The sequence below is a fragment of the Cedecea neteri genome (genome assembly GCF_000758325.1).
GTDB classification, from domain to species: domain Bacteria; phylum Pseudomonadota; class Gammaproteobacteria; order Enterobacterales; family Enterobacteriaceae; genus Cedecea; species Cedecea neteri_B.
This window is the reverse complement of the sequence record NZ_CP009459.1, coordinates 3,016,925-3,039,753: the sequence shown is the minus strand read 5'-3', so window position 1 is coordinate 3,039,753 and position 22,829 is coordinate 3,016,925. Positions and strand designations below refer to the sequence as shown.

Genomic DNA, 22,829 nt, shown 5'->3' with positions numbered 1-22,829 from the left:
GGGCGCAGTATAGCGCCTTGTGCGCTATAACGCACGATGCTATATTCCCCGGACGTTATAACGCACAGCGAGCCAACCATGCGCCTTTCTCTTCCGCCGTTTCCCACTGTTCTGGCCGGGTTCGTTGCCGTCCTGGTCGGTTACGCCAGTTCCGCCGCGATTATCTGGCAGGCGGCAGATGCCGCAGGCGCTAACCCGCACCAAATCGCTGGCTGGTTAACAATGCTGGGCCTCGCCATGGGCATCAGTACGCTGGGGTTAACGCTGTGGTATCGCGAGCCGATCCTGACGGCCTGGTCCACGCCGGGCGCAGCGCTGCTGGCCACCAGCCTGCCGGGATACAGCCTGAGCGAGGCGGTGGGCATTTTTATTTTCGCTTCGCTGCTGATTCTGATTTGCGGCCTTACCGGCCTGTTCGCCAGGCTGATGCGGCTGATCCCCCCGACACTCTCCGCCGCCATGCTGGCCGGGGTTTTGCTGCGGTTTGGCCTCGATACGTTTACATCGTTACAGGGTCACTTTTTACTGTGCATCAGTATGCTGGCCGGCTGGCTGCTGGCAAAAGTGTTTGCTCCGCGCTATGCCGTGGTTGTCGCCATGCTGGCTGGCCTGCTGATTTGCTTTATCAGTGGCGAGCTTCACGCCGGGAGCGTCCCGGTTGCTGTCGCTGTGCCTGAATTCATAGCCCCCTCATTTAGTCTCGCCAGCCTGCTGGGCATCGGCGTGCCCTTCTTCCTGGTGACGATGGCCTCACAAAATGCCCCTGGCGTCGCCACGCTGGCGGCTTCCGGCTACAAAGTCCCGGTTTCACGGCTGATCGTCGTGACGGCGCTGATTGCCCTGCTGCTGGCGCCGTTCGGGGTATTTTCGGTTTGCATCGCCGCCATTACCGCCGCCATTTGCCAGAGCGCGGAAGCCCATCCCGACAAAGACAAACGCTGGCTTGCCGCCGCGGCTGCAGGGGGATTTTACTTATTGGCCGGAGTATTTGGCGGAGCGATCTCAACGCTGCTGACGGCCCTGCCGCTCGCCTGGATCCATACCCTTGCCGGGCTGGCTCTGCTGGGCACCATTGCCGGAAGCTTGCACCAGGCGCTGAACCACGAGCGCGACAGGGACGCCGCCATCGTAACGTTTCTGGTTACCGCCTCAGGTGTCAATCTGCTGGGCGTCAGCTCTGCATTTTGGGGCGTGATCGCCGGGGGGATTTGCTACACCGCGTTTTCAAGGCTGAAGCGCGCGTAGCTGCGAGGGCGTTGCGCCAAAGGCGCTTTTAAAGCGGGTACTGAAGTGGCTGGGCGAGCTAAACCCGCAGGCCATCGCGATCTCCGTCAGCGGCAGTGTCCCCTGGCGCACCAGGGTTTCCGCCTTCGCCATTCTGCACTGCATAACGTACTGATGAGGCGCCAGGCCGGTGGACTGTTTAAACATACGTGCAAAGTGGTATTCGCTGAGATCCGCCAGCCGGGCAAGCTCGCCAAGGGTCAGCGCCTCGCTCAGGTTCTGTTCGATATACGCCTGTGCATTGCGCAGTACCACAGGGGCCAGCCCGCCGCGCACCGTCGGCAGTTTCCACTGTACGCTGCTGTAATGCTGCACCAGATGCGTCAACAGCAGCGTAGAAGCCGTGCTTAACGTCAGGTGATTCGCTCGCTGCTGCCAGTCGCTGCTCAGCAGGAAGTGGCGATAAAGCTGGGTTATGCGCGGGTCGTCAGCAAAGGTTTTTTCATCAAGATTAATGGCCGCCGGGCTGCGGTCCCAAATCTGCGCGGCAATGTCTTTCAGATGCTCGTCGGTGCAGTACAGATGCACAAACGAGAAGTCATCCCGTACGTCCCAGGTTGATTCGCTGTCTTCCGGCATGATACAGAAGCGATCCGGGCCGCCGCCGTTGCGCCAGCCCGAAGCCGTCTTTTGGTACGTTTCATACCCTTCAGTCACGTACAGGCTCAGCGTGTGGTGATCGCAGCGTTGGGTAATGCAGTCATTTCCGTTGGACCAGGCGGCAAGCTGAATCCCTGAACCAAGCTGAACGCTGCCGTTCAGGCGGGCTTTGTGCTGCTGCAGGTTTTCAAAGGCGTGGTATGGCGCGGTCATAGCGGGAGTCGGCTTCTGGAACATAATGGCTAGTGTAAGGACTGCGCGCCGTCGTCGCCACTGCCGCCGTGAAAAAAAACCGCAAGAATATGCAAGTTGCCTGCCCATATGAAAGTCGCAGAGTCGGAAAAAATGGAGACTTGTCATCTGGTTTTGACTGACGAGAACAACAATGAACGCTGTACTTTATATTCTGGTGGTGGTGATTTGGGGAACAACCTGGATAGCCATTTATATGCAACAGGGAGTCGTTTCCGTCCCCGTGTCTATTTTCTGGCGCTTTGCCGTGGCGGCCGTGGTGATGCTTGTTGTGCTGCTTGCGCTGGGTCGCCTGAAACGCATCGGGCTGAAAGACCACCTGTTTTGCGTCCTGCAGGGTGCCTGTGTATTTGGCTTCAACTTCTTCTGCTTCTACCACGCGGCGGCCTATATCAGCTCCGGCCTGGAGTCGGTGATCTTCTCGATGGCGGTACTGTTCAACGCCTTCAACAATTTTCTGTTCTTCCGCAAGAAGCCGTCTCCCCGCGTATTACCCGCCGCCGCGCTGGGCATTGCCGGCATCGTGGCGCTGTTCTGGCACGACCTTGCAGCCACACAAATGGCACCCTCGCTGCTGATCGGCATCGGCCTTAGCGCGCTCGGCACCTTTGGTTTCTCGCTGGGGAATATGATCAGCGCCCGCCATCAAAGCCGGGGCCTGGAAACGCTGTCCACCAACACCTATGCGATGTTTTATGGCTCCGCGATTATGGGCGTAGTGGCGCTGGCGAGCGGCGAGTCGTTTATGCCAGATTTCACCGTGCGCTACATCGGCTCCCTGCTTTACCTGGCTATTTTTGGTTCGGTGATAGCCTTTGGTGCCTATTTCACGCTGGTAGGTCGCATCGGGGCGAGCCAGGCCGCCTACAGTACGCTGCTGTTCCCGCTGGTGGCGCTGACGCTGTCTACACTCTACGAAGGGTATGTCTGGCACGCTAACGCCGTGCTGGGGCTGGTGATGATCCTGCTGGGCAACCTGGTAATGTTCGCTAAGCCAGAACAGTGGCTGCCCTGGCGGAGAAAACTGGCGTAATAAAAAACCGCAGCTTGTTCAGGGCTGCGGTTTTTGTTTGCAAAAAAGCGTTATTTATTCGGCACGTCAAACATCGTGGCATCGGTGGCCAAATCATCCACGACCTGTTTCAGCGTATCGACGGTGACTTTGGCATTTTCGTTGCTCAGCGTTTTCCCCTCGCCCTTACGCACCACGCGCAGAACGGGCTTATTGGTCGCCGCATCAATCAGTTCACCTTCGAAATAGAGATCGGTATTCATGGTGCGGTGGCCGGTGGCCATTTGCGTGCCCGCAACGACCATCGCGATCGGGATCACTTCATAGAACTGCAGCCCTTCTTTGGTGCTGTCTACGCCGGTTATCGCGCCCCGGAAAATAAGGCTGTGCGGGCCTGGCGTCGTGACCAACGGTTTCCGCTGTGCCGCCGCGGCTTTTAGCTTGGTGTTGGTGTACGCCAGCAGGCCATCCAGCGTGTTCTGGCCTATTTGGGTCGTGGGCCTTGGCGTCGGATAGTAGACCACCGGATTGTAGACCAGGCTGTCGTAGTTGCCGGGTTTGAAGTTCGGGTCAACCCAACGCATGACTGTTTTACCGGTTGCCGATTTTGTCTCCTGCAGACCGGAATAATCTTTTAAAAACCCAGAGTATTTTTCCGGCGCGGTGGTTTTTGAAGCACACCCCGCCAGCGCTAATAAACCTGCCAGACAAGCCACTTTAAAATACGTTTTGCTACGCATCGTTTGATCCTGTTTGTGGGTATAAGCCATTCAGGTATAGCAAAAAACGATACATTGTGTGGGGATTAAGCCGCCTTGATGTCAAAACTCAGATCCTGCGCTCATCGTCGGGGGCGGCAAGGCCATCGCAAAGCAGGTCAACAATCAATAACGCGCCATAATGCCCTTCCCCTGGAGGCAGCCAGACATCTCCGGCATGGGCTGCGCTGGCGGGATCTTTCGTCACCATGACGATAGCTGCGCCCTGCCGCCGGGCCTGCTGCACCGCCGCTAACAAGGCGCTGTCCGGCGTCGAACTGGCAAAGACGATCATCGCCTGCTCGCGATTCAGCATTGAGGCGGTGAAGCTCATTAGCGCCGGGTCATAACAAACGCTGGCGGGCTGGCCCTGCGTCAGCAGTCGGTACTGCAAAAGGCTGGCAAAAGGCGTGTCTGCCCCACCCGCGCTGAAAATATGAATCGCTTTCGCTCGTTCCAGCAGCGAAACGGCGCGTAAAACATTATCCTCGGGATCGTTTCCAGCTGCTGAGTTAGCGCCTGCTGAATGTTGCTTAGCCGCTGTTGCCAGGAAGCAGGCAGCCCGCTACCCGGCATGGCGGTGCTGGCCTGCGCCAGCTTCATGCGTAAATCACGAATATCGTCGCAGCCTGCGGCTCTGGCAAAGCGCGTGATGGTGGCCGGACTGACGCCCGCCGCCTGGGCAAGCTGGTCGATTGTTGCCGACGACGCAAAGCCGGGATCGTGCAGGATGGCCTGCGCGACTCTCGCTTCCTGCTGGCTGAACTCCGCCAGACGCTGGCGGATGCGGCTGATAATGTCGCCCTCAGCATCCCGCCCGATGGAATGGGAAAAGCGCTCCAGCACGTCTTTAGCCACGCCGCCCCGGTTGGCCAGAAACTGCAGCGTGTCGTTGTCCACCCAGGTGGCATCCCCTAACATTTGAGACGGGGCGGCCAGCAAATCCTGTACCCGGCTGTCGTGCTGCTGGTGGCGAACCTGGCCGAGGAAATCATTCATATCGCTGCAGCCAATAGTGCGAGCGAACTGCTGGAGCGTAGCCTGACTGACACCCGCACGCGCCGCCAGCTGCTCCATGGTGGCATCCGGTAACTGGAAGAAATTCTCCAGAAAAAAGCGGGCCAGCCGCGTTTCTTGTGGAGAAGAGTCGGCTAACCCATGGACCAGGTGGTAAACAATATCCATCGCTGAAAGGTTCCTTGTGTCTGCGTCGCAGGCGGATAAATCATCATAATGCTTTGAAATTATTTTTCAATTAACTTTGCCGCGACGCTTTGCCGTTGCTCTCCCCCTCCTCGGTAAAAGCCTTGTTATTCCTTTAACATTCGGGAAACCAATAATCCAACGCAGATCACGGTCATGAAAATAATTTTCATACATGCTGAATAAACGCGCTGTTGTTTGAAACACGTTTTCAATTTGAAGGATAAAGGTAATGAAAAAGATCATGTTGTGTTGTGCCGCAGGGATGTCCACCAGCATGCTGGTGCAGAAAATGCGCGCCGAGGCCACGAAACGCGCCCTGGACATTCAAATTGACGCCGTCTCTGTCGCCGAAATTGAAAGCCACCTCCAGAGCGCCGACGTGGTGCTGCTCGGCCCTCAGGTGCAGTTCGAACTGGCACGCCTTTCCGAGCTTTCAGCTCCTCTCGGCAAACCGGTCGCGGTGATCGACATGATGGATTACGGCACCATGCGCGGCGACCGCGTACTGGATAAAGCCATCACTCTGATGGCCTGACAACCGGGAGAAACCAATGAAAATTACCGTTGTAGGCGGGGGCAGCAGCTACACCCCGGAACTGATTGAAGGCCTGATCCTGCGCCATGCCGCCCTGCCGATGACGGAGCTGGCGCTGGTGGATGTAGAAGCGGGCCGCCAGAAGGTGGAAATCATCGCCGCGCTGGCTCGTCGCATGTTCGACAGCAAAGGTCTGGAGCAGGTCAAAGTGACGGTACATTACGAACCAGACGCCGCGATTGCGGGTTCCAGCTTTGTGCTGACCCAGCTTCGCGTGGGGCAACTGCCCGCTCGTGCCGCCGACGAACGCCTGGGCCTCAGCCACGAGCTGCTGGGCCAGGAGACCACCGGCGTCGGCGGTTTTGCCAAAGCGCTGCGTACCATTCCGGTGATGCTGGACATTGCTAAACGCGTGGAGCATCTGGCCCCGAATGCGTGGATTATTAATTTCACCAACCCGGCAGGGATCGTCACCGAGGCGGTTTCCCGCTACAGCTCCGCGAAGATTGTGGGCCTGTGCAATGTGCCGGTGACGATGCACCACACCATCGCTGACATGCTTCAACTGCCTTACGACAAAGTCACGCTGCGCTTCGCCGGGCTCAACCACATGGTGTGGGTGCACGAGGTGATTGCCGATGGCCGTGACGCGACCGCCGAGGTGATTGAAATGTTGTGCGACGGCGAGCAGTTGTCGATGAACAACATTAAAGCGATTCCGTGGCCGCCCGCCCTGCTGCGTGCCCTGAAAGCGATCCCTTGCCCGTACCATCGTTACTTCTGGCAAACCCGCACCATGCTCAAAGACGAGCTGGCGGATGCGGCCAACGGGAAAGGTACGCGCGCTGAACAGGTGATGAAAGTCGAGGCCGAATTGTTTGAGCTGTACGCCAACCCGCAGCTCGACAAAAAGCCGGAGCAGTTGAGCCAGCGCGGCGGCTCGTTCTACTCGGAAGTGGCCCTGGAGCTTATCGACGCCCTGCACAACAACCTCGGCAAACAGATGGTGGTGAATACCGCCAACAACGGCGCTATTCAGGGGCTACCGGACGACGCAGTGATCGAAACCAACTGCGTGATCGATGCGCTGGGGGCTCATCCGCTGGCCTTTGGCAAACTTCCTCCTTTGATGAATGGCCTGACTCAGCAGGTGAAAGACTTTGAACGGCTGACGATTGAAGCGGCGGTTCACGGCGATAAGCAGCAGGCGCTCCTGGCGCTGATAGCGAACCCGCTGGTGGCTGACGTGAATATCGCTCAGACGTTGCTCGACGAAGTGCTTGCAAGCAACAAGGCGTGGCTGCCGCAGTTTAATTAGCGCCGATTACCGGTGGGCGATGCTTTACGCCCACCCCACAACAGAAATCAATAACAATAATGCCCGGCCATGCGCCGGGACAGGGGTAACCGTGTCCGCAAAGAAATCGTTTCTTGAAAAATATGTGCTGCCCGTGGCGCTGAAAATCGCCGGGCAAAAGCACGTGCTTTCCGTCCGCGACGGGATCATTCTGAACATGCCGTTCATGCTGATTGGCTCGTTCTTCCTGATTTTCGCCTATCTGCCGGTGCCGGGTTACCCCCAGCTAATGACCGATCTGTTTGGGGCCACGTGGCAGACCAAGCTGCTTTATCCGGTGAAAGCGACCTATGACATCATGGCGATTATTTCGAGTTTCGGGATCGCCTATCGTCTGGCCGAAAAATACCGCACTATCGACCCGCTCACCGCCGGGGCGGTGTCACTGGTCGCTTTTATCATGACCATCCCGCAGAACATTATGTTCACGCCGCCGTCCGGCGGGCCCGCTGAGTTCGTGAAGGGCGTGCTGCCGATGGGGCAAATTGGCAGTCAGGGGCTGTTTGTCGCGATTCTGATCGCCCTGCTTTCTACCGAGATTTACCGGTTTATCAGCAACCGTAATCTGGTGATCCGCATGCCAGAAGGTGTGCCGCCTGCGGTAGCAAAATCGTTCCTCGCGCTGGTGCCGGGTTTTTGCGTGCTGGCGGTGGTGCTGGCGCTTCGCCTGCTGGTGGAAGCCACGCCGTTTGGTGACATCAACACTATGATCACGGATCTGGTCGGCATTCCGATGAGCCACATTGGCGGCTCGTTACCGGGAATGATTGTGTCGGTGATCCTGATTGGCATTCTGTGGACGCTCGGCCTGCACGGCGACACCATCGTGCTGGTGTTTATCCGCCCGGTCTGGCTGACCAATATGTCCGAGAACCTGGCGGCATTCCAGAACGGTCTGCCTATCCCGCACATCATTACCCAGCAGTTCTACGACCTGTGGATCGCCCCTGGCGGCACCGGGGCGCTGCTAGGCCTCGTGATCTTTATGCTGATCCGCAGCCGCAGCGTGCAGATGAAGCAACTGGGTAAGATTGCCGCGCCGGGCAGCCTGTTTAACATCAGCGAACCGATGGTGTTTGGCATTCCGCTGGTGATGAACCCGTACCTGGTGGTGCCGTTTATTTTGACCCCGGTGGTGCTGGTTATTGTCTCCTACACGGCGATGGCAACAGGCCTGGTTGCGCCACCTGCAGGGATTGCGCTGCCGTTCACGACGCCGATTATCGTCAGCGGCTATTTGGCGACGGGCGGCCATATTTCCGGCTCGATTCTGCAGATTGTGAACCTGGCTATCTCGCTGGTGATGTATTACCCGTTCTTCCGGGTCTGGGATAACCTGAAGTTCCGCGAGGAACAGCAGGCGAATCAGGCGACGGCAGCTGCGCCGGTTGAGGCGGTGAGTGAGCGGAGTACGGTGTAGCGGTTTATTTGGCTGCGAGTGGGTAAAGCCCCTCACCCCGGCCCTCTCCCCAAGGGGGCGAGGGGGAAAACGGCATGCAATCTTTTTTATTCCCTCTCCCCAAAGGGAGAGGGACCTTCAGCCGACTTACTTCTTCACATCCACCTGATAAAAAATGTGCTTCCCGAACGGGTCAATTTCATACCCGGTCACCTCTTTACGCACCGGCTCGAAAATCGTGGAGTGGGCAATCATCACCGCAGGCATCTGGTCGTGCATCATTTGCTGCGCTTCTTTGTAGAGTTCGACTCGCTTATCGTGGTTCCCCTCGGCACGGGCTTCAAGAATCAGCTTATCAAACGGCTGATAGCACCATTTGGATGAGTTAGACCCGCCGTTGGCCGATGTGCAGGTAAATAGCGGCCCGAAGAAGTTGTCCGGGTCACCGGTGGCCGTCGTCCAGCCCATCAGCGCCGCCTGGTGCTCGCCGCCCTTCACTCGCTTGAGGTATTCGCCCCATTCGTAGGTGACAATTTTCGCCGTCACACCAACTTTCGCCCAGTCCGCCTGAATCATCTCCGCCATACGTTTAGCGTTCGGGTTATACGGACGCTGCACCGGCATCGCCCACAGGTCAATGCTCATGCCGTTGGCAAACCCGGCTTCTTTGAGTAGCGCCTTCGCTTTTTCAGGATCGTAATCGTAGTCTTTGAGCTTGTCGTCCGCGCTCCACACGCCCGGCGGCAGCAGGTTTTTCGCCTCGATGCCCGTGCCGTGGAACACCGCTTCGATAATCGCCGGTTTGTTAATCGCCATTGCCAGCGCCTGTCGCACTTTCACATTATCCAGCGGCGGCTTCTGGGTGTTAAAAGCCAGAAAACCGGTATTCAGCCCCGCTTTTTGCATCAGCGTGATGTCTTTGTTTTCCTTCATGCGCGGCAAATCCGCCGGGTTCGGGAACGGCATTACCTGGCATTCGTTTTTCTCAAGCTTGGCGTAGCGAATCGAGGCATCCGGCGTGATGGAGAACACTAAACGGTCGATTTTTGATTTGCCCTGCCAGTAATCAGGGAAAGCGGTATAGAGAATGCGGGAGTCTTTCTGGTATTGCTTCAGCTCAAACGGCCCTGTGCCGATGGGGTCGGAATCAACGCGCTCAGGCGTGCCAGCCTTCATCATGGCATCAGCGTATTCGGAAGAGAGAATCGAGGCAAAATACCAGCCCAAATCCGCGACAAACGGCGCTTCCGGGTGTGCCAGCGTGAAGCGCACGGTGTTGTCATCCACTTTATCAATCGCGGTGATCAGCTTGCCAAACTCCAGGCTTTCGAAGTTGGAATAGTTGCCGTTGGAGACGTTGTGATACGGATGCTTCGGATCTTTCTGGCGCATAAACGAGAAAATCACGTCATCCGCGTTGAAATCTCTGGTGGGCTTAAAATATTTGTTGCTCTGGAACTTCACACCTTTGCGCAGATGGAAGGTATAGACTTTGCCGTCCTCGCTGACGTCCCAGCTTTCGGCCAGGCTGGGCTGCAGTTCCGTGGTGCCGACTTTAAAATCCACCAGCCGGTTATAAACCGGCACCGCGCTGGCATCCACACTGGTGCCCGAGGTATAGAGCTGCGGGTTGAAGTTTTCCGGTGAGCCTTCGGAGCAATAAACCAGCGTGCTGGCCGCCACGCTGGTACTGATAGAGAGCGCCGCTACGGCAAGTGCAAGCGTTGTAATCTTTGTTTTCATCGCTGTCTTCCTGTGGTGTTTGTCCTGACCCTGAATGAATAAAGCTTGTGCAAAGCGCCTTAATAAATAACATTAAATTTACATTGCCAACAAACAACATCGAACAATAAGGAAACACTATGTCTTCGTCGCTCAGCGAGCAGCTCACCCAACGCTTCTTTCGTTATCTGGCGGTGACCAGCCAAAGTGACCCGCGCGTCAGCAGCCTGCCCAGTACCCCAGGGCAACACGAAATGGCCAGTATGCTCGCTGAAGAACTGCGTACGCTGGGACTTGAAAATATTGTGATTGATGAGCACGCCACGGTCACCGCCGTGAAGAAAGGCAACGTGGCCGGCGCGCCGCGCGTGGGGTTCATTACACACATTGATACCGTTGACGTTGGCCTTTCCCCGGATATCCATCCGCAGATCCTCCGCTTCACGGGCGAAGATTTATGCCTGAACGCCAAAGAGAACATCTGGCTGCGCACGGCGGAACACCCTGAAATCAACGCCTGGCCTGGGGAAGAGATTATCTTCAGCGACGGCACCAGCGTGCTGGGCGCGGACAACAAGGCCGCCGTCACGGTGGTGATGACGCTGCTGGAGAACCTGACTGCAGAGCACCAACACGGCGACATTGTGGTGGCCTTCGTCCCGGATGAAGAAATTGGCCTGTGTGGCGCCAAAGCGCTGGATCTGGCGCGTTTTGACGTCGATTTCGCGTGGACCATCGACTGCTGCGAACTGGGCGAAGTGGTGTATGAAAACTTCAACGCTGCCCACGCGGAGCTAAAATTCACCGGCGTCACCAGCCATCCGATGTCCTCCAAAGGCGTACTGGTGAACCCGCTGCTGATGGCGATGGACTACATCAGCCATTTTGACCGCCAACAGACGCCAGAACACACCGAAGGGCGTGAAGGTTACGTCTGGTTTAACGGGATGCAGGCTTCACAGAGCGAAGCGCTGCTGAAGGCAAATATTCGCGACTTCGATTTGGCCAACTTTGAACGCCGCAAACAGCAAATTGGCGAAGTGGCGCAGAAGATTGCTGCGCAATACCCGACTGCACGCGTCGAGTTCAGCATCAGCGATACGTACAGCAACATCAGTAACGCCATTACCGATGACCGCCGGGCCATTGATTTGATTTTTGCCGCTCTGGATGAGCTGGGGATTGAGCCGAAGGTGATCCCAATGCGCGGCGGCACGGATGGCGCGGCGCTTTCGGCTAAAGGCTTGCTGACGCCGAACTTCTTTACCGGCGCGCACAATTTCCATTCGCGATTTGAGTTTTTACCGCTGCGGGCGTTCGAGGCTTCTTACAATGTGGCGCTGAAGCTTTGCCTGCTGGCGGCGAAGTAATTTTCCCCTCACCCTAACCCTCTCCCCTAAGGGAGAGGGAATTCATACAGAGAACGCTTTAATTCCCCCTCTCCCTTCCAGGGAGAGGGACGGGGTGAGGGTTAATTTTTACATTTACTTCTTACGCGCCAGCATCGTGGCAAAACGCAGCTTGATGCGGTTGCCGTTCTCATCGGTCTTGTGCAACTGCCCCACATCTTCGTTGTATTTAATCAGTTCCCATCCTTCGTAGTAGTTCCGCAGCTCCCCCTCTTTAAAGGCAAACGGGAAGCCGACCGTGCACGGGAAATCCTCGGTATCCATGGCCGCCACAATCAGGTTGTAGCCGCCGGGTTTGGTGCAGCGCTGCATATTGGCGATAAGCCCTGGGATCGTGCTTCGCTCGAGGAACATCATCACCACGGTGGAGAGAATAAAGTCGTACTCGCCGTCAAAGCTCAGCTGGTTAAGGTCAGCCTCGGCGGTGACAATGTTTTTCAGCCCTTCTGTTTCGATAATCTGATTCAGCCTGGCGATGCTCATCGGGTTTTTATCCCAGGCGGTGACGTCGAACCCTTTCTGGTTCAGGTACAGGCTGTTGCGCCCGCCGCCGCAGCCAAGATCCAGCGTTTTGCCTGGCGCAACGTACTTCACGGCGTTCAGTACATCAGAATGTGTGGCAGTTAAGCCGTATTTTTCGCTGTAATAGCTTTCAGACTTCTCGGTCATGACAGATCCTTTTTTTCAGGCCGCGCGGTGCGCAGAATCAATTTTCCCTGCATTAGCAGGATAAAAGTACGCGCCAGCAGCAGGCCGATAATCACATTAGTAAAAATAAACAGCGGCACGGCAATGACGTGAAACAGCCCGTCCCCGCTGCCCGCGCTCAGATGGAGCGCCGTGGTGGCCAGCGCAGAAATACCGAATGAGAAACTCCAGAAAGAAGCATTGAACGGCTGCGCCAGGTACCAGGGCATTAAGCGCAGCATGAAAAGCAGTTGCAGCAGGCCGTAGCCAAACAGCATTTTGGCAAAGAAATCCGTCACGCCGCCATTCACGGCAAGGTAAGCGCTGCAGGCCACCAAGGCAGGGGCAAGCTGAATGCCCAGCGATGTGCGCACCGGCGTGGGCAGTTCCCCGGCGCTGCGCATACGGTGCAAAATCGCCGGTTCCAGACTGAGCCAGGAAAACACACCGGCCCCAAGGAACAAGATCCCCAGGTCGTGATAACCCAACGCGCCGCAGGCCATCGCGCTGATAAAATTATTGGCGACGGTGGGCAAATACAGCCCCGGCGTCGTGGCATCCTGCGGGTGCGTGCCCCGCCATAATCCGGCGGATTGCCAGGCGGCATAACAAAGCTGCACCACGGCACCAAAGCCAAACATCACTGCGGCGAGCGGGCGTAGATAAGGGGCCACGCCGATGGCCACCAGCATGGTCGTCGCCGGGAACAGGCTCACGAAGCTGCTCATTAAAGGATGATGAATTTCTGCCAGCACGCTGTGCGGGTAGCGCACCAGACGCGTCACGAACGCTAACGCCAGCAGCAGCCAGATGCCTGCGGCAAGCGCCACCAGCGTCTCACCGATAAAAGACGGCACCGGCCAAATCGTGGCGGCATATCGCCACGCAAACCCCATGCCGATGATGCCCAGCACCATGCCAAAGTAGCCTGCGGGAAGATTGATAAAGCTGCCGGTGGTCGGTTTATTCATTTTGTTTATTTTTTAAAATGTATTTTAAATGCATTTTATGCGATTACGCCGCCAAACGCTACGCCGGTGAATTACCTGCTACGTTTATCAGCAGTGCACAGCGAGAAATCACCATGAAAAAATATCGGCTTACGGACGTTTCACGGCTTCATGATTATCAGCATGATGGCGAACAGCGGCAAGTTCGACTCTGGCAAATTGAGGCGCTTTACGCTTTCGGCAACGTCGTGGCCGGGCAATGCGGCGGCTGGATTGAAGAAGAAGCGAACTTAAGCCACGCGGGAAGCTGCTGGCTTGAGCCTGACGCCCTGGCCTGGAACGGTGCACGCGTTGAAGACGACGCCAAAATCCGCGGTGAGTCTGAAATCTGCCATCGCGCAAAAGTGGGAGGCAACGCGCGGGTCGAGGATTCCCGCATCAGCGGCGAATGCTTTATTTCTGGCTCGGCCCGCGTGTTGCAGCAGAGCCAGGTGATTGCCGTGCTGGGGCTGACCGAAGATACAGAAATGCGGCTGCAAATCTACGGGAACGCCACGGTGCTGGCCTCACGCATCGTCCATCAGGCGCAAATCTACGGCCACGCCCGCGTGAACAACGCCTTTGTCGAACACCGCTCAGCCATTTTTGATAACGCCGTAATTGAAGGCAATGCAGAGAACAATGTCTGGGTTTGTGACTGTGCACAGGTGTCCGGTAACGCACGTATTATTGCCGGCAGCGGCGACAGCCAGATCCCGACCATCCGCTACTCTTCTCAAGTTTACGGCAACGCCCTTATTGAAGGCGACTGCGTGCTCAAGCACCGCGTCCAGGTCTACGGTAACGCGGCGCTTATCGGCGGCCCGGTTCTGCTGGACAACAATGTGCAAGTGTATGGCGAGGCGAAAGTGATGGGTAACGTGCTCATCGAAAACAACGTGCAGATTTATGATGAGGCGGCGGTGGAAGGCTTTGGCGGCGAACTGATTCATCTTCGCGGCATGAAGGATATTAATGGCGCACAGCGAATTACCCGCACGCCGTTTTACGGCATTTTTTAATCAACAATGCGCCCGTAAATATTCTGATCGTGGAACTCGTCGTTCAGAAACTCGGCCTGTTTCAGGCAGCCTTCAAGGGAGAAGCCATTGCGTTGGGCCACCCGGTTACTGGCCCGGTTGGTGACGATACATTTGATGACAAACCGGCGCACCGTCCCTTCCCCCGCATACTTGCCGATCGCGGCCTCAATCACGGCGGAAATGATCCCCTTGCCCTGCCGATCCTCGCTTAACCAGTAGCCGATGTAGGCCGTTTTGTCGGTCGGGACTATCTGGTTAAAGGAAAAGACGCCCGCCAGCTCGCCGCGATAGAGGATCATAAACATCTTCGCGTAGCCCTTATGGTGGAGAACATAGTTCCCCTGCAGCGTTTTGCGGGTGTCGTCCTCGGAAACAACATACTGCGGCCAGTTCATCGCCTTTTGCAGCCAGCTCTTGTTACGCTGCACCAGGACAAAAACGTCTTTGACGAACCGCTCATTCACCGAATGCAGCTCGATGTCATCATTAACCGCGATCACTTCATCCTGCCAGGCCTGCTGTTGTTCCACGCGCGACTCCCGCTTTTATTAGAAGGTGACAGTTATCTTATGTCACTTTTTTGTGGCAACGCACGAGATTTAAAACACCGCCAAAAGTGAACATATAGAAATTCATTATGAAAGAGTATTTATGCAATAAGAGGACGAGACGGTGAAACGGGCATAAAAAAGCCCCGCGGCTTTTACGCGGCGGGGCTGGTGATTAACGCATTTCGCGGTCGTCGACGTATTTACGTTTGTCCGGCGGCGGCGGGAAGTACTGGTAAAGCCAGGTTTCACTGATCGCTTTGCCCTGGCAACGCAGGAACATGCGCATCTCGACCGGGTCGGTAGAGTCGTTGGTAGGGTACCAGTCAAACAGAATTCGGTAGCCGTCGAACGGTTCTACGTAGAGGATCTCAATCTGTTTCGCTTCGCCGTTGGAGAGCGTGATCACCGGCTCAATGCCCTTCGGCGCGGCGGCTTTCAGGTCGCCCCCGATAAAGTCGATAGCAAAGCGGCGGGACCATTTCTCCGGGAAGTGTTCGCCCGGCGCCCAGCCTTCCGGGAAGCTGCCCATCCCGGTGCGGGTGGCGTAAACGCGGGCCAGATCCGTCGTCACCGGCGGCAGACCGCTCCAGTAGAGGCGATATTTAAACTCGAACTCATCCCCGGCTTTGACCGGTTTTTCCGGCTGCCAGAAGCAGACAATATTGTCGAGCGTTTCGCCGGTGGTCGGGATTTCCATCAGGCCAACGGTGCCTTTACCCCACTTGTTACGCGGCTCCACCCACAGGCTCGGACGCTTGTTGTACCAGCCCATGATGTCCTGGTAGCTGGCAAAGTCGTGATCCAGCTGCAGCAGGCCAAAGCCTTTGGGGTTCTCGTCCATAAAGGCGTTGAACTGAAGTTTCTGCGGATTATTCAGCGGGCGGCAAATCCACTCGCCGTTACCGCGCCACATGGCCAGGCGGTCGGAGTCATGAATTTGCGGGTGAATGGTGTCGCAGGTCCGGCGTTCATTGGTGCCGCAGGCAAACATGCTGGTCATCGGCGCGATGCCCAGCTGCTTGACGTCTTTACGGGCATAAAGGTGGTTGTCCACCTCCATCACCACGCGCTCGGCTTCGCAGCTGATAATAAATTTGTACGCGCCGGTCACGCTCGGGCTGTCGAGTAAGGCATAGACCACAAAAGTCGTGTCGGAGGCTTTCGGCGTTTCGAACCAGAACGAGGTGAAGTCCGGGAACTCTTCCGGCGTGTCGGTGAAGGTATCCACCGCGAGGCCACGGGCGGAAAGGCCGTACTGGTATGTGCTGTCTACGGCGCGGAAATAGCTTGCCCCGAGGAAGGACACGACGTCACGTCGCGCCAGCTCAGGTGCTTTGAAGACTTTCAGGCCGGCAAAACCAAGATCCGTCTGGCCTTCGAGCTGTTTGGTGTCCACGCCGGCATTGTTGTAGTTAAACAATTCAGGGCGGAAGTGGATCTCGCGCGCCTGATGGGTGGCGGAATCCAGCGAGAACATTCTGACGCGGCGGCGGAACCCCATGCCGACGTGGAAAAATTGCACGTCAAGCTGGCGGTTTTCGATGTTGTTCCACAGCGAATGATCGGCGTCGTACTGAATGGCGTTATAAGCCTGAGGCGTCAGGTTAGCCAGCGTGTTGGGCAGCGCGCGCGGTGCACCGCCCCATGGTTTTTTCGACAGGTCGTGCGCCATGCCCTGAAGCACCGCAAAATCGAAGGCGGTTGAATGCCCGTCTGCGATACCTGATTCGGCAGCAAAGGCGCTTCGGGAGAACAGCGTGGCAAGGGTTGGCGTGCCGCAGGCAGCGGCGAGAGCCATAGAGGCCTGGATAAAACGTCTGCGATTCATGCCTGAGAAATCGTCCTTATGTGTCGATGTGTTTTGTTCCTCCCGGCGGGAAGAACAGCGGCAAGAGACTGCTACCTGTACGACCGCACACTCTAGACAAAATTCACAGTGAATCCAATGGGCGGAGAAGGCGTTTGGGGGAGGAACGAAAGTTTTTTTTCAGGAAACCAGATATCACCGAAAAATTCGCCATGGCCTGGCGAAAAAAGCGTTCAAGGCCCGTCAGCCATTGTGCCGACGAGCCCTGATAAACGTTACTTCACGCTAACGTCGATGCCAGGGAAGAACTTCTGTGCAAGCTTCGTCACGGTGCCGTCGGCTTTCACTTTATCTATGGCCGCATCCAGCTCTTTTTTCGTGACCGCGTCACCTTTACGCAGACCAAAACCAATCCCGCTGCCGAGGATGGTGTCGTCGCTAACCGGCTTGCCGATAAAGCCAAAGCCCTTACCCTGCGGCGTGCTGAGGAAGCCAGCCTGGCCCGCAGCGGACATCACCAGCGAGGCATCAATACGGCCATTCAGCAAATCAGCCCAGGCCATGTTCTGGTCTTTGTACGACACGACGTTCACGCCCTGCTTTTCCCAGTGCTCTTTGGCATAGGTTTCCTGAATGGAGCCCTGGAGCACGCCGATGGTTTTGCCTTTCAGCCCTTCCGGCGTGGCTTCAAGGCCACTGCCTTCTTTGCCCACCAGTTGAGACGGGATACGGTAGATTGGCTGGGTAAAATCAATACTCTTGCGGCGCTGCTCGGTGATGTTCATTGCCGAGTTGATGGCGTCAAACTTCTTCGCCACCAGCCCTGGGATCAGCGAATCGAACGACGTTTCAACCCAGGTACATTTGAGGCTGGCCGCCTGGCAAATGGCTTTCCCCAGCTCGACGTCAAACCCTTCCAGCTCGCCCGCGCTGTTGCGGCTTTCAAACGGGGGATATTCCGCTTCGAGGCCATAGCGCAGCTCACCGGCTGCCAGCGCAGAAAACGAAGAACACAGCCCAAGAAGCAAACTTAGCGCATAAACTTTTTTCATCATGACCCCTTATCAGCGTGGCTTAACCCGGCACAGCGCCTCAGCGCCCGCCCGTAATGTAGCTTCATCTTTGGCAAATGAGAGCCGGATAATTTTATTGTCAGTACCATCGGTATAAAACGCGGAGAGCGGAATGGTCGCCACGCCGTAATCGGTGATTAGCCGCTTCACCATCTCGCTGTCGGACTCATCGCTGAAGTGCCCGAAGCGGGCCAGCAGGAAGAATGACCCACCGCTCGGCAGCAGTTCAAACGGCGAATCAGCCAGCAAAGACTGCATTAAATCACGCTTGCGCTGATAAAACGCCGCCAGTGAAAGATAAGTTTGCGGATCGCTCATATAGTCGGCGAACGCATACTGCATCGGCGTGTCGGCGGAGAACATCAGGAACTGATGCACCTTGCAGATCTCATCCATCAGCGCCGCCGGGGCCAGGCAATACCCGACCCGCCAGCCTGTGACGTGGAAGGTTTTACCGAATGACGACACAACCACGCTGCGCTCGGCCAGCTGCGGGTGCGTCGCCATGCCGTGGTGCTTTTTGCCGTCAAAGACAATGTGTTCATACACTTCATCGGACAGAATCACGATGTCGGTATTGCGGGTTAGCGCCGCCAGCATTTCCAGGTCATGGGCGCTGAACACCTGCCCGCTTGGGTTATGCGGCGTGTTCACGATAATCATCCGCGTGCGTGGCGTAATCGCCGCCCGCACTTCGTCCCAGTTAACGGTGAAATCCGGCAGGCTCAGCTTGATCGCCACCGGTTTGGCGCCCTGCAGGCGGACAATCGGTGCGTAGCTGTCAAAAGATGGCTCAAAATAGATAACTTCATCGCCGGGATGTACCAGGCCGCCGATGGCAGAATAAAGCCCTTCGCTGGCGCTGGCGGTGACCAGCACCTCCTCTGCAGGGTCATACACGGCCCCGTAAAGGCTCGCCACTTTATCGGCAATCAGCTGTTTCAGGGATGCCAGGCCGGTCATCGGGGCGTACTGGTTATGCCCTTCCTGCATGGCTTTGGTGACGCCGGCGATCAGTTTTGGGTCACACGGGAAGTTGGGGGCACCCTGAGAAAGATTTATCGCCTTGTGCTGCGCGGAAAGCTGGCCGATCACCGTAAAAATCGTGGTTCCGACGTCCGGCAATTTTGAACGTTGTTGTACCGGGGTTTGTATGGCCATAGCGGCTCCTGAACGTGATGCGATTTGCATAACTATTCAATATCGCCGCCATTGCCACGACAATCGAATTGTTGTCATAATAGCCATGCGAAAAATGCATAGCTCAGCGGAGAGCATCATGACCCGGCGTAATTTTCCCCTAAATACTCTCGATGCTTTCCTGGTCACGGCCAGGCACCTGAACCTCACCAGAGCGGCAAAAGAGCTTTGCCTGACCCAGGGTGCCGTCAGCCGTAAAATCGCGGCGCTGGAACAGTGGCTGGGGTTTGCGCTATTTGAGCGCCATGCACGCGGATTACGCCTCACGCCCCAGGGCAGCGCCCTGCTGCCCGATCTCCAGAGCGCCTTTAACACGCTGCTGGACGTAGCCGACCGGGCCTGCCATAAGCCTGAAATTATTCGTCTTAAGGCCCCCACCTGCGCTATGCGGTGGCTGGTGCCGAAACTGATTCAGCTTGAGCAACGTATGCCTGAGATCCAGGTAGCGTTAACCACCACCGTGGAGCACGGCGTCAATTTCAAAAACGAGCCGTTTGATGCCGCCATCGTGTTTGGTCAGCAGGCCAAAAGCGGCACGCTGCTGTTTGAAGAAAGGCTGACGCCGGTTATCAGCCAGGCGCTTATGCCGCCAGAGGGCAGCAACTGGGAGCGATTAACCTTTTTGCACCCGACTCGCGATCGCACCGACTGGTCATTGTGGCTGTCAGATAATCCCTCTCCCCCGTGGCAAACGATGCAGAAAAATCAGCATTTCGACACTATGGATCTGGCGATCAGCGCCGCCATTCAGGGATTTGGGATAGCCATCGCAGACGAAACGCTGGTGGCCGAAGATCTTCGTACCGGACGGCTAGCGCGGCCTTTTGCCGGGAGCGTAAAAACCGGGGCCAGTTACAGGCTGGCAGTGAAGCCCGGCAGCGAAGGCACCGCCGGGCTGGAGGCATTTTGCAATGCGTTACTCAGTCCAGACTAACGTGGTGTTTCATCACTCGCTTAAATAACTGCATTCTCAGCCGCATAAAGCGATTTTCTACCTTAAACTGCCCCCGCAGATGAACGCCCAGCCGCAAGGTGCGGTCTCGCCCTTTGGTGCTGGCAGGCCAGCTTAACGGCCCAGGTAACGCTTTGCTGCGCGCCCCGGCGCTGCGGGCGAAGCTGACCCAATAATCGCCAATCTGAGCGGCAAACTGCAGGTCACGTTCAGTCACATATTCACTGGCAGGCGGGGAAAGCTGCAGCGTGTTAAACACATAAGCCACTTCGTTGCCGTGCCAGGTGCCGTTGGCGTAAGTTTCACGCTCGGCCTCCGCCACGTAGTCAAAATAATACCGCCAGCAGGGCTGGCCCGCGCGCTGCTGCGCCTGCATCACCACAAACCCCAGCGTGGTAAAGGCCATGTCCCGGCACACCTGACGCCCCAGCTCAGCATCGCCTTTAACGCCAGGATACAGCAGCTTGATCAGCCCCAGGCCAAAACGCTTTTCCCGACGCAGAAGCTCAACCTGGCCCGCAGGGTCAATCCCGAAGTAGCTCAGCACGCTGGCCTCATCGCTGTTGCTGCCCACCATCAGCGGCATGCGGTGCTGCCGTCCGGCAAAAAACGTGTCCAGCATCGGTTCAGGCAGAACAATGTCGCCGCTGACGGGCGTCGGCCCGATGTTTAGCGGGGCCTCCAGCGCCCATAGTTCACTGGCGGGAAGGGAACGCAGCGCTTCAGCATCTGCATTTTTAAGCCCAAAATGCTCTGCCACCGCCACGCCGCGCTTCAACGCTTTACGGCGATCGACATCCGGCAGCGTATAGGCGCTTTGTATGATTCCTTTGTGGAACAGGCCGCTGGCCAAAGGCGACGCCAGCAGAGAAAGCACGCTGCGAGCGCCTGCTGACTCGCCAAACAGCGTAACGTTGCTAGCGTCCCCGCCAAAAGCTGCGATGTTGTCCCGCACCCACTTCAGCGCAGCTATCTGGTCGAGCAAGGCAAAGTTGTGAATCGGCCCTTCCGGGTTTTCTTCATCCAATGCAGGATGAGCAAAAAAGCCCAGATGCCCAAGCCGGTAGTTCACCGTCACTAACACCACGCCGCGCGAGGCCAGCGCAGCGCCATCATACGGCGGCAAAGAGCCAGCCCCGATGGTGTAGCCTCCCCCATGCAGCCAGACCATCACCGGCAAGGGTTTGCCCGTTCCACGGGCGGGTGTCCAGATATTGAGGTAAAGGCAGTCTTCTGAGAACTGGCCCGGATCGCCGCCGCCGACGGCTTTACAGTATTCCAGGCTTTGCCAGCAGGCCGGAGCGAAGGTATCGGCGACGCGAATACCTTGCCAGTTTTCTGGCGGCTGAGGCGCTCGCCAGCGCAGATTTCCAGTGGGAGGCATGGCAAAGGGAATACCGCGATACACCGCAATATTCCCCTGAAGGGCGCCGCTCAGTTGACCCTGAGCGACGTTAACAACGTGTTCCATCTGCTGTTCCTTGTGACTGACATTCCAGCAGGGTAACGCGTTTACAGTAAACCGCAACGGCGTTTGCTGCGATCCTCCGCCTGTTGATAAAGGCTGAATTCATCGGCGACCGCCGCACCCAGCGCCGTTTCGAACTCGCTGCGGCTGGAGTGCCCGTGCTGCCGCTGCCCACCGTCACTGCCTAAATTTGACTGGAAGATGCCCGCGGCGCTAACCGGCAGGAAGTCTTCATAGATAATAGGCTGGGCGATGAGCCAGCCGCGCTCAATCAGCAACTGCGGATCGTCGCCTGGTTTGATGGACTGGCGATGCATGTCCCCCACCGGCGTCAGGCGGTAGCGAAAATAGGCCAGCCCCTGGCGACGTAGCAGCGCATCGCTGTCCGGGAAGCGGCTGAACACTTCCTGCAAATGCTGCTGATGGCTTAGGTTGTCCGTGCCGTTACCCGCTTCGAGCAATAATTCATCATACAGCGCGCGGCCTTTCGGCGTCAGCGCCACGCCGCGCTGTTCAATCTCACCAAACCGGGCGGTGTGCGTGCCGTGGTGCTCACCGGCAAACAAAATAGGCTCTTCCAGCGCTTTAAAACTGGTCTGACGCAGCAGAATGGGCCGTTCCCGGCGAGGCGGGCCTTCAATAATGGCTTTGGGCGAGATACCCCGCTCCGGCATCATCGCCTGAACGCGGTCGATATCCAGCGTGCGCGGCGTGAGATGGTTAATGTGACAGCCGCGGAAGCAAACCACATCGGCAATCAGGCGGTGTTCGTCATGCAGAGCGCGGTATGTGTCGGCGTCAACCGTGGCATGCTGATGCCAGCGGAACGTTTCCAGCGCTTCAGCCACAAAGGTGTTCGCCTCTGCCTCGCTGAATCCGCCCTGCCTGTCGTGAAGATCGAGCATTTCGCGGCAGCGGGGAGTGAAAATGTCGCGTTTATCGAGAATGGCGGCAGCACGGGCCCTTAGCGTCGGGTTGTCGATAAGCTCCAGACGCAATAAAGAGGTAAACACGCGGAAGGGATTTCGTGCCAGCGCCTGGTCGTCAATCGGGCGAAAAGCGGTCGAATGCACCGGCACCCCGGCCTGGGAAAGATCGTAGTAGCCCACCGGATGCATGCCCATCACCGCGAAAATTCGCTTCAGCACCGCCAGCTCTTCGGCCTTCCCTACGCGAATCGCGCCGTGGCGCTCTACGTTTAATCTTGCCAGCTCGTCGGCATTTTCGAGTTGCTGGTGCAGCTCAGGATCGTGTTCCAGCACGGCCAGGTTTACATCCGCCACCAGTTCTAACAGCGTGCCGTACTGCGGAACTTCTTGCTGGTACATCGCCGACATAGCTTGCGAAAATTTGTCCCGAATCTCATCGGCCGTGAGGGTGTTCGCCATGATGTCATGCCTCCAGTGGATAGTGCTGAAAGCGTAGAACCTGGTGGATCACTTATCAGGAAGAATTTCCATTTTGTGATCTGCTTTGCAGCACCTAAAAAGTAATTTTTTCAGCATATTACATAACGCAGCGTTAT

At 57.0% G+C, this 22,829-nt stretch carries 21 protein-coding genes; 8 read left to right on the top strand and 13 right to left on the bottom strand.

The window, feature by feature from the left end; translation table 11 throughout:
* Positions 1–78: 78 nt before the first annotated feature.
* A complete protein-coding gene (locus LH86_RS14355) occupies positions 79–1,245 on the top strand; it encodes a benzoate/H(+) symporter BenE family transporter (RefSeq protein ID WP_039302562.1) in 1,167 nt (388 codons plus the stop codon).
* Here LH86_RS14355 and LH86_RS14350 read toward each other — a convergent pair.
* Positions 1,225–2,097 carry a helix-turn-helix domain-containing protein gene (locus LH86_RS14350; RefSeq protein ID WP_039302559.1) on the bottom strand — a complete coding sequence of 291 codons (873 nt, stop codon included), beginning with the start codon at positions 2,095–2,097 and terminating at the stop codon, positions 1,225–1,227. The genes LH86_RS14355 and LH86_RS14350 overlap by 21 nt on opposite strands.
* 172 nt (positions 2,098–2,269) lie before the next feature.
* On the opposite strand from LH86_RS14350, the gene LH86_RS14345 reads away from it, so the two are divergent.
* Positions 2,270–3,169: a DMT family transporter gene (locus tag LH86_RS14345; RefSeq protein ID WP_039302556.1), complete on the top strand. Its 900-nt coding sequence runs from the start codon at positions 2,270–2,272 to the stop codon at positions 3,167–3,169.
* Between the two features lie 50 nt (positions 3,170–3,219).
* Here the strand turns inward: LH86_RS14345 and LH86_RS14340 are convergent, their stop codons facing one another.
* The 3 genes from LH86_RS14340 to LH86_RS22135 form a co-directional block, all read right to left on the bottom strand.
* Positions 3,220–3,888, bottom strand: coding sequence for a DUF3313 domain-containing protein (locus LH86_RS14340; protein WP_039302553.1), 669 nt, complete (start codon positions 3,886–3,888; stop codon positions 3,220–3,222).
* An 88-nt stretch (positions 3,889–3,976) separates the two neighbouring features.
* Positions 3,977–4,300 carry a hypothetical protein gene (locus LH86_RS22830; RefSeq protein WP_231562693.1) on the bottom strand — a complete coding sequence of 108 codons (324 nt, stop codon included), beginning with the start codon at positions 4,298–4,300 and terminating at the stop codon, positions 3,977–3,979.
* The gene (locus LH86_RS22135) at positions 4,282–5,091 is read right to left on the bottom strand and encodes a MurR/RpiR family transcriptional regulator (RefSeq protein WP_052045586.1); all 810 of its coding nucleotides are present in this window, start codon (positions 5,089–5,091) and stop codon (positions 4,282–4,284) included. Before LH86_RS22135 ends, LH86_RS22830 begins: the two co-directional genes overlap by 19 nt.
* Before the next feature lie 250 nt (positions 5,092–5,341).
* On the opposite strand from LH86_RS22135, the gene LH86_RS14330 reads away from it, so the two are divergent.
* From LH86_RS14330 to celB, 3 genes are all read left to right on the top strand, one after another.
* On the top strand, positions 5,342–5,647 hold the full coding sequence (locus tag LH86_RS14330; RefSeq protein WP_008460736.1) for a PTS sugar transporter subunit IIB: 306 nt from the start codon (positions 5,342–5,344) through the stop codon (positions 5,645–5,647).
* A gap of 16 nt (positions 5,648–5,663) precedes the next feature.
* Positions 5,664–6,965: a 6-phospho-beta-glucosidase gene (locus LH86_RS14325; protein WP_039302550.1), complete on the top strand. Its 1,302-nt coding sequence runs from the start codon at positions 5,664–5,666 to the stop codon at positions 6,963–6,965.
* Positions 6,966–7,056: 91 nt separating this feature from the next.
* A complete protein-coding gene (celB, locus tag LH86_RS14320) occupies positions 7,057–8,424 on the top strand; it encodes a PTS cellobiose transporter subunit IIC (protein ID WP_039302547.1) in 1,368 nt (455 codons plus the stop codon).
* A gap of 126 nt (positions 8,425–8,550) precedes the next feature.
* Here the strand turns inward: celB and LH86_RS14315 are convergent, their stop codons facing one another.
* On the bottom strand, positions 8,551–10,146 hold the full coding sequence (locus LH86_RS14315) for an ABC transporter substrate-binding protein (protein ID WP_039302544.1): 1,596 nt from the start codon (positions 10,144–10,146) through the stop codon (positions 8,551–8,553).
* A gap of 119 nt (positions 10,147–10,265) precedes the next feature.
* On the opposite strand from LH86_RS14315, the gene pepT reads away from it, so the two are divergent.
* Positions 10,266–11,495 (top strand): peptidase T, encoded by a 1,230-nt coding sequence (gene pepT, locus LH86_RS14310; protein ID WP_039302541.1) that lies wholly within the window; start codon positions 10,266–10,268, stop codon positions 11,493–11,495.
* A gap of 114 nt (positions 11,496–11,609) precedes the next feature.
* Here the strand turns inward: pepT and tehB are convergent, their stop codons facing one another.
* Both tehB and tehA read right to left on the bottom strand, forming a co-directional pair.
* Positions 11,610–12,203: a tellurite resistance methyltransferase TehB gene (gene tehB, locus LH86_RS14305; RefSeq protein WP_039302538.1), complete on the bottom strand. Its 594-nt coding sequence runs from the start codon at positions 12,201–12,203 to the stop codon at positions 11,610–11,612.
* Positions 12,200–13,192: a dicarboxylate transporter/tellurite-resistance protein TehA gene (gene tehA, locus LH86_RS14300; protein WP_039302535.1), complete on the bottom strand. Its 993-nt coding sequence runs from the start codon at positions 13,190–13,192 to the stop codon at positions 12,200–12,202. The genes tehB and tehA overlap by 4 nt, the downstream gene beginning before the upstream one ends.
* 113 nt (positions 13,193–13,305) lie before the next feature.
* Between tehA and ydcK the strand changes: the two genes are divergently transcribed.
* Complete coding sequence (ydcK, locus tag LH86_RS14295; RefSeq protein WP_039306203.1) at positions 13,306–14,232, top strand: YdcK family protein; 927 nt, start codon at positions 13,306–13,308, stop codon at positions 14,230–14,232.
* Here the strand turns inward: ydcK and rimL are convergent.
* The 4 genes from rimL to LH86_RS14275 form a co-directional block, all read right to left on the bottom strand.
* Positions 14,229–14,783, bottom strand: coding sequence for a 50S ribosomal protein L7/L12-serine acetyltransferase (gene rimL / locus LH86_RS14290; protein ID WP_039302533.1), 555 nt, complete (start codon positions 14,781–14,783; stop codon positions 14,229–14,231). The two genes, ydcK and rimL, sit on opposite strands and share 4 nt — an antisense overlap.
* Before the next feature lie 193 nt (positions 14,784–14,976).
* Entirely contained in the window at positions 14,977–16,632 is a 1,656-nt protein-coding gene (locus LH86_RS14285; RefSeq protein WP_039302529.1) for a glucan biosynthesis protein D, read from the bottom strand.
* A 254-nt stretch (positions 16,633–16,886) separates the two neighbouring features.
* Positions 16,887–17,663 (bottom strand): transporter substrate-binding domain-containing protein, encoded by a 777-nt coding sequence (locus LH86_RS14280; RefSeq protein WP_039302526.1) that lies wholly within the window; start codon positions 17,661–17,663, stop codon positions 16,887–16,889.
* Between the two features lie 12 nt (positions 17,664–17,675).
* Positions 17,676–18,845: a pyridoxal phosphate-dependent aminotransferase gene (locus tag LH86_RS14275; RefSeq protein WP_039302523.1), complete on the bottom strand. Its 1,170-nt coding sequence runs from the start codon at positions 18,843–18,845 to the stop codon at positions 17,676–17,678.
* A 118-nt stretch (positions 18,846–18,963) separates the two neighbouring features.
* Here LH86_RS14275 and LH86_RS14270 point away from each other — a divergent pair, with 118 nt between their 5' ends.
* Entirely contained in the window at positions 18,964–19,818 is an 855-nt protein-coding gene (locus LH86_RS14270; RefSeq protein ID WP_039302520.1) for a LysR family transcriptional regulator, read from the top strand.
* On the opposite strand, the gene LH86_RS14265 is transcribed toward LH86_RS14270, so the two are convergent.
* Both LH86_RS14265 and LH86_RS14260 read right to left on the bottom strand, forming a co-directional pair.
* Positions 19,805–21,307 (bottom strand): carboxylesterase/lipase family protein, encoded by a 1,503-nt coding sequence (locus LH86_RS14265; protein WP_039302518.1) that lies wholly within the window; start codon positions 21,305–21,307, stop codon positions 19,805–19,807. The two genes, LH86_RS14270 and LH86_RS14265, sit on opposite strands and share 14 nt — an antisense overlap.
* Positions 21,308–21,348: 41 nt before the next feature.
* A complete protein-coding gene (locus LH86_RS14260) occupies positions 21,349–22,692 on the bottom strand; it encodes a VOC family protein (protein ID WP_039302515.1) in 1,344 nt (447 codons plus the stop codon).
* Between the last annotated feature and the right edge of the window lie 137 nt (positions 22,693–22,829).